The 6121-nt window shown below is 63.1% G+C and carries 5 protein-coding genes and 1 pseudogene; all 6 read left to right on the plus strand.

Features of this window, described 5'->3' with window-relative positions; genetic code table 11:
* The first annotated feature begins 357 nt into the window (after nt 1–357).
* Entirely contained in the window at nt 358–1701 is a 1344-nt protein-coding gene (locus DBR12_RS10155; RefSeq protein WP_108617130.1) for a sugar ABC transporter substrate-binding protein, read from the plus strand.
* Nucleotides 1702–1899: 198 nt separating this feature from the next.
* The gene (locus tag DBR12_RS10160) at nt 1900–2763 is read left to right on the plus strand and encodes a carbohydrate ABC transporter permease (RefSeq protein WP_108617131.1); all 864 of its coding nucleotides are present in this window, start codon (nt 1900–1902) and stop codon (nt 2761–2763) included.
* Nucleotides 2764–2778: 15 nt separating this feature from the next.
* Complete coding sequence (locus tag DBR12_RS10165; RefSeq protein WP_069105337.1) at nt 2779–3624, plus strand: carbohydrate ABC transporter permease; 846 nt, start codon at nt 2779–2781, stop codon at nt 3622–3624.
* Between the two features lie 49 nt (nt 3625–3673).
* A complete protein-coding gene (locus DBR12_RS10170) occupies nt 3674–4717 on the plus strand; it encodes an ABC transporter ATP-binding protein (RefSeq protein WP_108617132.1) in 1044 nt (347 codons plus the stop codon).
* 17 nt (nt 4718–4734) lie between these two features.
* On the plus strand, nt 4735–5469 hold the full coding sequence (locus DBR12_RS10175; RefSeq protein WP_108617133.1) for an SDR family oxidoreductase: 735 nt from the start codon (nt 4735–4737) through the stop codon (nt 5467–5469).
* Between the two features lie 19 nt (nt 5470–5488).
* Nucleotides 5489–6121: pseudogene (locus DBR12_RS22715) on the plus strand (mannitol dehydrogenase family protein); the annotation flags it as partial.

Below are 6121 nucleotides of genomic sequence, written 5' to 3' on the forward strand. Positions count from 1 at the left end.
GGTGTGGTCTGGGCTTTGGGGGGGCTGGATTGTCTGGACGCGCCGGAGCCAAGACCCGTTGCGGAAAAAATGAACAAGATATGCCACTTCCGCCTGTTGGGTAAGCATTTGTAGCTATTAATTTGATAGCTAATATGCTCAATTGCCCGTGCGGGCGCGCGCGCGGGGCAACTTGCATACCCAATTGATACGCCTAGGTGTTAGTCCTGAGCATCTGGTGCAAATTAGTATTTGTGATGTCGATTGCAGTACCAATCGAGCATTGCAGCATCGGTATCGTTCAGTCCGTCAATGCCCTGTATGCCAGCACTGGCGTTGAGCGGTTGATTTCATACCAATACCGAAGGAGACATTCCGATGCCACATTTCCACCGTGCTTCTGTCCGTGCCGAGGCTCCCAAGCGCCTCGTCCTGGCTGCTGCGCTCACCCTGTCGCTGTGCGGCGCTGCCAGCGCGCAGACCGAACTGGTCATTGCCACCGTGAACAACGGCCACATGATCGAGATGCAAAAGCTCGGCAAGCACTTCGAGCAGGCCAACCCCGACATCAAGCTCAAGTGGGTGACGCTGGAAGAGGGCGTGCTGCGCCAGCGCGTGACCACCGACATCGCCACCAAGGGCGGCCAGTTCGACGTGATGACGATTGGCATGTACGAAGCGCCCATCTGGGGCAAGAAGGGCTGGCTGCAGGAGCTGAAGACCGACGCCGCCTACGACGTGGACGACCTGCTGCCCGCCGTGCGCAACGGCCTGACCGTGGATGGCAAGTTGTTTGCCGCGCCGTTTTATGGCGAAAGCTCCATGCTGATGTACCGCAAGGACCTGGCTGACAAGGCGGGCGTGCAGGTGCCCGAGCGTCCCACCTGGCCGCAGATCAAGGATCTGGCCGCCAAGATGCACGACCCCAAGAACGGCGTGTACGGCATCTGCCTGCGCGGCAAGCCGGGCTGGGGCGACAACATGGCGTTTTTGACCACGCTGGTCAACACCTTCGGTGGCCAGTGGTTCGACATGCAGTGGAAGCCGCAGCTCGAATCCAAGCCCTGGAAGGATGCGATCAACTTCTACGTGGACCTGCTCAAGAACTACGGTCCGCCCGGTTCTGCAGCCAACAGCTTCAACGAGATCCTGGCGCTGACCAACTCCGGCAAGTGCGGCATGTGGGTGGATGCCACCATCGCCGCCTCGTTCGTGGCTGACCCTAAGCAGTCCAAGGTGGCTGACCAGATGGCCTTTGCCCAGGCACCCACCATGAACACGCCCAAGGGCGCCAACTGGCTGTGGTCCTGGAACCTGGCCATCCCTGCCGGTTCGAAAAAGGTGGACGCTGCGCAGAAGTTCATCACCTGGTCCACCAGCAAGGATTACGTACAGCTCGTAGCCAAGACGAACGGCTGGGCCAATGTGCCCACCGGCACGCGCAAGAGCACCTATGCATCGCCAGAGTTCCAGAAGGCCGCCCGCTTTGCCGCGGCAGAGAAGACCGCCATCGACTCGGCCAACCCGACGGATTCGACCTTGCCCAAGAGCCCGTATGTGGGTGTGCAGTTCGCTGCCATCCCTGAGTTCCAGGCCATCGGTATCGCCGTGGGCCAGCAGATGAGTTCAGCGCTGGCGGGCAAGACAAGCGTGGACGCGGCGCTCAAGGCGAGCCAGGTGATTGCCGAGCGTGAAATGAAAAAGGGCGGTTATTACAAGTAACCCCAGGTTGTGCGAACCCACGATGCGCCCCGGACCGTTTGCGTACTCACCGTTCGCCCTGAGCCTGGCGAAGTGCTGTGTGCCAACACGCCCTGGCTTCGACCGGCTCAGCCCGAACGGTTCGGCGCGGTTGTGGGCTCTGTGCAGACCTCTGCGCGTTGATCGCTCGCCACTTACTCGCGCCCTTTCGGACCTTCCATGAACCGCCGCCTGCTCCCCCGCCTGCTGCTCACGCCCGCCATGGCCACGCTCTTCCTGTGGATGATCGTGCCGCTGGTGATGACGATCTACTTCTCGCTCATCCGCTACAACCTCATGCAGCCAGACCAGACCGGGTTTGCCGGGCTGGAGAACTTTGAGTACTTCGTCACCGACCCGTCTTTTGGCACGGCGGTGGTCAATACGCTGCTGCTTCTGGGCAGCGTCATTCTCATCACGGTGGTGCTTGGCATTGCGATTGCGCTGCTCATCAACGAGCCGTTTGCGGGCCGGGGCATCGTGCGGGTGCTGCTGATCTCGCCGTTCTTCGTCATGCCCACGGTGAATGCGCTGATGTGGAAGAACATGATGATGAACCCCATCTACGGCGTGCTCGCCCAGGTGTGGATGTTCTTTGGCGCACAGCCGGTGGATTGGCTCACCGACCACCCGCTGTTCTCGGTGATCGTGATGGTGTCGTGGCAATGGCTGCCTTTTGCCACGCTGATTTTCATGACCGCGCTGCAGAGCATGAACCACGAGCAGCTCGAAGCCTCGCGCATGGACGGCGCCAACTACCTGCAGCAGCTGCGCTACCTGTATGTGCCGCACCTGGCGCGCTCGGTGGCCGTGGTGGTGATGATCGAACTCATCTTTTTGCTCAGCATCTTTGCCGAGATCTACACCACCACGGGCGGCGGGCCGGGGGATGCGAGTACCAACGTCACCTTCCTGATCTTCAAGCAGGCGCTGCTCAATTTTGACGCGGGCGTTGCATCGGCAGGTGCGCTGTTCGCAGTGCTGCTGGCCAATATCGCGGCGGTGTTTCTGATCCGCATGGTCGGCAAGAACCTTGACAAGTAAGACGGGGCAATGCTCATGACAACGACACAACGACGCCGCTCCAACTTCCCGCTGGGCTTGCTGGCGCTGCGCACCGCCGCTGCCTGGGGCGTGGCCCTGCTGCTGTTTTTCCCGCTGGGTTGGCTGTTCCTCACGGCGTTCAAGACCGAATTGCAGGCCATCGCCGTGCCGCCGCAGCTGTTCTTTGTCCCCACGCTCGAAAACTTCCACGAGGTGCAGGAGCGCAGCGACTACCTGCTGTACGCCAAGAATTCGGTCATCACCAGCGTGGTCTCTACCCTGGTGGGGCTGATGCTGGCTGCGCCTGCGGCCTACGCCATGGCGTTCTTCAAGGGCAAGTACACCAAAGACATCCTGATGTGGATGCTCTCGACCAAGATGATGCCCGCCGTGGGCGCGCTGGTACCCATCTATGTGCTGGCGCAAAAGAGCCACCTGCTCGATACGCAGCTGGCGCTGATCATCGTGTTCGCGCTGTCCAACCTGCCCATCATGGTCTGGATGCTGTATTCGCACTTCAAGGACATCCCGCGCGAGATTCTGGAAGCCGCGCGCATGGACGGCGCCACGCTGTGGCAGGAGGTGCGCCTGGTGCTGCTGCCGCTGGGCATGGGCGGCCTCGCGTCCACCGGCCTCTTGTGCCTGGTGCTGTCGTGGAACGAGGCCTTCTGGAGCCTGAACCTGAGCGCCGCCAAGGCCGGCACGCTGGCCACGCTGATCGCGTCGTACTCCAGCCCCGAGGGCCTGTTCTGGGCCAAGTTGTCCGCCGCCTCGCTGATGGCCATTGCACCCATCGTGGTGTTTGGCTGGTTCAGCCAGAAGCAGCTCGTCCAAGGTCTCACGTTCGGCGCGGTCAAGTAAAGCGCAGCGCTCATCTCCCCAGTTTTCAAGCATTCAGGAACCCGATTCCATGGCCTACCTTCAACTGCGCGGCATCGAGAAATTTTTCGGCGAACACCGCGCCATCAAGGGCATCGACCTCACCATCCAGCAAGGCGAGTTCATCGTCTTCGTCGGCCCCTCGGGCTGTGGCAAGTCCACGCTGCTGCGGCTGATCGCGGGGCTCGAAGCCATCGACGGCGGCACCCTGATGCTCGACGGCCGCGACATCACCGACCAGCCATCCAGCAAGCGCGACCTGGCCATGGTGTTCCAGAGCTATGCGCTGTACCCGCACATGAGCGTGTACGAGAACATGAGCTTTGCGCTCAAGCTTGCCAAGGTGGACAAGCAGGTGATCGACGAGAAGGTGCAGAACGCCGCTCGCATCCTCAACCTCACGCAGTACCTGCAGCGCACGCCCAAGGAGCTGTCGGGCGGGCAGCGCCAGCGCGTGGCCATCGGCCGCGCCATCGTGCGCGCGCCCAAGGTGTTTTTGTTTGACGAGCCGCTGTCCAACCTCGACGCTGCGCTGCGCGGCCAGACCCGTGTGGAGATCGCCAAGCTGCACCGCGACCTCGGTGCCACCACCATCTATGTCACGCACGACCAGGTCGAGGCCATGACGCTGGCCGACCGCGTGGTGGTGCTGCGCGACGGCGTCATCGAGCAGGTGGGCACGCCGCTCGAGCTGTACGACCGGCCCGCCAACCAGTTCGTGGCCCAGTTCATCGGCACGCCGCAGATGAACGTGGTGCCCTTGCCGCAGTTGCCATCGCCCGTGCAACAACAGGCACCCGCCGGGGCGGAGGGCGGTGCCATCGGCCTGCGACCCGAGAACATCACGGTGCGCAGCACCGGCGCGACGCCGGTGCCGGGCCAGGTGGACCTGGTGGAAGCACTGGGCGCCGAGACACTGATCTACGTGAGAACGCCCAGCGGCGCGCAGTTTGTGGCCCGCCAGAACGACCGCACAGGCCTGCGTGCGGGCGATGCGGTTTGCCTGGACATCGATGCATCGCAAGCCCATTGGTTCGACCCGAACGGCCGCGTGGTGGCCCGCCATACCGCATGACCGCCATGACTGCTTCCATGTCCCCCGGACAAGAACTTCAAGGCAAGGTGGCGGCGGTTACCGGCGCCGCATCGGGCATCGGCTTTGCCAGTGCCCAAGCCATGGCCAACGCTGGTGCGCGCGTGGTGCTGATCGACCGTGACGAGGCAGCGCTGGCCAAGGCCTGTGCAGCCATCGGACCGAACGCCTTGCCGCTGGTGCTGGACCTGCTCGATGCCAGGCAATGCGCCAGCCTGCTGCAGCGCACGCTGGCGCTCGCGGGCCAGCTCGACATATTTCACGCCAATGCTGGGTTGTATGTGGGTGGCGACCTGGTGGATGCCGACCCCGACGCGATCGACCGCATGCTCAACCTGAACGTCAACGTGGTGATGAAGAACGTGCACAACGTGCTGCCCCACATGATCGAGCGCGGCACGGGTGACATCATCGTCACCAGCTCGCTGGCCGCGCATTTCCCCACGCCGTGGGAGCCTGTCTACGCCTCGTCCAAATGGGCCGTCAATTGCTTCGTGCAGACCGTACGCCGCCAAGTGTTCAAGCACGGCATCCGCGTGGGCTCCATCTCGCCCGGGCCCGTCATCACCTCGCTGCTGGCCGACTGGCCTGCGGAAAAGCTCGCAGAAGCCAAGGCCAGCGGCAGCCTCATCGAGGCATCCGAAGTGGCCGAGGTGGTGCTGTTCATGCTCACCCGCTCGCGCGGCATGACCATCCGCGACGTCGTGATGATGCCCACCAATTTCGATCTGTAAACACCTGCCTTCACGCACCATGAATTTCATCCTGCATCTGGGCCTGGGCTCCTTCCACCGCGCCCACCAGGCCGTTTACGTCCACGCGTTGCGCCAGCAGGGCACCGCTGATGACCGCGAATGGGCCATCGCAGGCGGCAACCTGCGCCCGGACATGGCCGACACCATCGCGGCGCTGCAAGCGCAGGATGGGCGTTACACGCTCGAAACCGTCACCCCCCAAGGCGAGCGCAACTACGCCGTCATCGAGTCGATCCAGCGCGTGATCCCCTACCAGGATGACCTGGCCCCGCTGATTGCCATGGGTGCCGACCCCGCCACCCGCATCATCAGCTTCACGGTGACCGAGGCGGGCTACTACCTGGATGCCCAGAACCAGCTCGACTGGCCCGCGTTTGCCGACCTGCGCGCCGACCTGGCGGCCGTGAAGGCGGGCCAGGCAGGTCACACCATCTATGGCGGCCTGGTCAGCATCCTGCGCGCGCGCAGGGCAGCCGGTGCGGGCGCTGTGACGCTGATGAACTGCGACAACCTGCGCCACAACGGCGAGCGCTCGCGCGGCGGTCTGCTGCAGTTCATCGAGGCGCTGGGCGATGCGCCACTGAAAGAGTGGGTGGAGCAGAACACCACAAGCCCCAACGCTATGGTGGAC

This window comes from Acidovorax sp. HMWF029 (assembly GCF_003060895.1).
GTDB lineage: Bacteria > Pseudomonadota > Gammaproteobacteria > Burkholderiales > Burkholderiaceae_C > Acidovorax.